Source organism: Lysobacter enzymogenes (assembly GCF_017168095.1).
In the GTDB taxonomy this organism is placed as follows: Bacteria; Pseudomonadota; Gammaproteobacteria; order Xanthomonadales; family Xanthomonadaceae; genus Lysobacter; species Lysobacter enzymogenes_D.
Genome location: NZ_LXSD01000291.1, coordinates 1 through 2151, shown reverse-complemented (window position 1 = coordinate 2151; position 2151 = coordinate 1). Strand labels below are relative to the sequence as shown.

Genomic DNA, 2151 nt, shown 5'->3' with positions numbered 1-2151 from the left:
AGACTTCAGCGTCATGCATCGATGAAGCCCTGGATGCCCGCCTTCGCGGGCATGACGACAGGTTGGTTTCGCCGTAAGTCGGTTTCACCGCGCCGCTCCATACCGTCATCCCCAGGTGGGTTTCGCCGTAAGTCGGTTTCACCACGCCGCTCCAAGCCGTCATCCCCGCGCAGGCGGGGATCCAGAGACTTCAGCGTCATGCCGCGATGTAGCGCCGTGCGCCGCTCGCCATCGGCGCGGCTCGAACCGTTTCGGCTTCAGCCATCGCGATCTCAATCGATCCGGTACACCCGCGCCTTGGGCATATCCTCATCGACCTGCAGGAACCAGCGTCCGGCCACGCCGGGCACCACCACGATCTCCGGCTTGATCATCGGCTTGTTCAGGCTCATCCGGCCCTTGAGCACCTTCCACTGCTGGCCGTTCTCCAGCTCGAACACGGTGCCGGGCTCCCATCCCGACACATCGTGCCTGAGCCGGCTCTTGATCGGCTCGTCGTTGAGGCCGATGAACTGGCCCGCGCCCGGGCTGCGCTCGCGCGGCGCGCCGGCGCCGACCTGCGGGCCGGCACTGTCGGTATTGCCGGCATCGGCCGCGGCGACGGCTTCGGTGCTGCCCGGCGCGCCTTCGTCGGCCTCGCGCAGCATGCGGTTGAGCTTGGCCAGTTGTTCGGCGCTGAGGCCGACCTCCTGCAATTGCTGCGCGCTCAGCTTGCGCTCGATCTCGATATAGGGTTTGCGCGCCTGCGCGGCGAAGGACAGCGCGAGCAGGATCGGCAGCAGGGACGCGAGCTTGAACGGACGCATGGGGGATCGCCTGGAAATCGCTTGGGAAGGAGGGGCGGCGCAGACAGGTCCGTCAGCGGGACCGCTGCCGCGCGGCTTTGCGCAATTTATGGCTGTTTCGTGACAGTGACGCGACAGCAGCCTGAGTATCCCGCGCGCGGCGACGCAAGCATCGGCGTGGAACGGACCGCGCCGGCGCGGGCGGGGCGACCGCAGCGGCCGGCGGGCGGCTGCCGCAGCGCCGCGCGTCCATGCGACCATCGCCGCCCCGGCGGTAAAGGAACGAAGCGACATGAGCGAAGCCTTGCGGCGCCTGCTCGACGGACTCGGGCACCACGACGACTGGTTGCGGCCGGAGCGCTGGCGCGAGCGCGCGCAGTTGCAGGAGCGGATCGAGCGGCTCGGCCTGGCGCTCGGCGACGATGCCGGCGCCGCGATCCTGGCCGCGCGCGCCGATGCCGCGCAGGCGATCATGGAGGCGGCCGACGCAGACGCGGCCGCGGCCATGCGCGCGCGCATCGTCGCCGGCGAGGGCGCGCAGCTGCTGCGCGAATGGCGGTCGGCTGCGCCGGCCGACGCGGACGGCGACGGCTACGACCCGCTCGATGCCTTGCTCGCCGCGGTGCTCGGGCTGGCCGAACCGCGCGGCGAGATCGCCGCGCCCGCGCCGCAGACGGTGTTCTATCAGCCGACGCCGGCGCGGCATCTGCTCGACTTGCTGGCGCGGCTGGAGCTGGGCGCCCACGACGTGCTGATCGACCTGGGCTCAGGCCTCGGCCATCTGCCGCTGCTGGCCGCGGCGTGCACGCCGGCGCGCTGCATCGGCATCGAACACGAAGCGGCATATGTCGACAGCGCGCGCGCCGGTGCGCAGGCGCTGCGCCTGCACCGGGCGCAGTTCGTGCACGCCGACGCGCGCGTCGCGGACCTGTCGGCGGGAACGGTGTTCTATCTGTATACGCCGTTCACCGGCGAACTGCTGGCGCAGGTGCTGGCGCGTGTGCGCGAGCGGTCGTTGCAGCGGCCGATCCGCGTCGCCAGCCTCGGCCCGTGCACGCGCAGCCTGGCGGCGCAGCCGTGGTTGCGCTTGCTGCAGCCGGCATGCTCGCCGGATCGGATCGCGTTGTTCGCCGCCGGCGCGGCGTAAACGCGGCGATCAGCGGCCCGCGGCAGCCGCAGCGGCGGCCGGCGCCGGCGCCGCGCGCACCGGCGAGACCAGTGCGGCGGCCACCAGCAGGGCCAACGCGAACCAGCACGCCAGTTCGTGCAAGGACCGCCGGCGGCGCCTGCGGCGCTCGGGATCGCGTCCGGCGAGCTTGAGCCGGTACAGCCGATCCAGCCGGCTGGGATCGCGCGATTGCGCGCG

3 protein-coding genes are annotated in these 2151 nt (G+C 71.8%); 1 reads left to right on the top strand and 2 read right to left on the bottom strand.

All coding sequences use genetic code 11. From position 1 onward, the window contains the following. Positions 1 to 272 precede the first annotated feature (272 nt). On the bottom strand, positions 273 to 806 hold the full coding sequence (locus A7A76_RS09300; protein ID WP_206410943.1) for a hypothetical protein: 534 nt from the start codon (positions 804 to 806) through the stop codon (positions 273 to 275). A gap of 271 nt (positions 807 to 1077) precedes the next feature. On the opposite strand from A7A76_RS09300, the gene A7A76_RS09295 reads away from it, so the two are divergent. Continuing rightward, positions 1078 to 1932 carry a class I SAM-dependent methyltransferase gene (locus A7A76_RS09295; RefSeq protein WP_206410942.1) on the top strand — a complete coding sequence of 285 codons (855 nt, stop codon included), beginning with the start codon at positions 1078 to 1080 and terminating at the stop codon, positions 1930 to 1932. Positions 1933 to 1941: 9 nt separating this feature from the next. Here the strand turns inward: A7A76_RS09295 and A7A76_RS09290 are convergent. Continuing rightward, a partial coding sequence (locus tag A7A76_RS09290; RefSeq protein WP_206410941.1) for a hypothetical protein occupies positions 1942 to 2151 on the bottom strand: 210 nt, incomplete at its 5' end.